Raw genomic sequence first — 312 nt, 5'->3', positions numbered from 1 at the left:
GGCCGATCGGCATCCTCGCCGACCTGCAGGGTCCGAAGCTTCGGGTCGGCAAGTTCGCCAATGTCAAGGAAGCGCTGACTCCGGGGCAAACGTTCACGCTCGACGACAACCCGGAACCTGGCAATTCCAGCCGTGTGTATCTGCCGCATCCCGAAATCCTGAGCTCGGTCGAGCCCGGTCACCGTCTTTTGATCGACGACGGCAAGCTCGAGCTGAAGGCGATAAAGAGCGACGGCAAGTCGATCACCTGCACGGTGGTTGCCGGCAGCGGCATTTCCGACAAGAAGGGCGTCAGCCTGCCCGACACCGACC

General features: G+C 62.5%; 1 protein-coding gene. It reads left to right on the top strand.

The window, feature by feature from the left end:
- Positions 1–312 (top strand): pyruvate kinase (locus EN852_RS38335; RefSeq protein WP_246694570.1); only part of this gene is annotated, 312 nt, incomplete at both ends.

The sequence above is a fragment of the Mesorhizobium sp. M2E.F.Ca.ET.209.01.1.1 genome (assembly GCF_004010375.2).
GTDB lineage: Bacteria > Pseudomonadota > Alphaproteobacteria > Rhizobiales > Rhizobiaceae > Mesorhizobium.
This window is presented reverse-complemented; position numbering and strand designations above follow the sequence as displayed.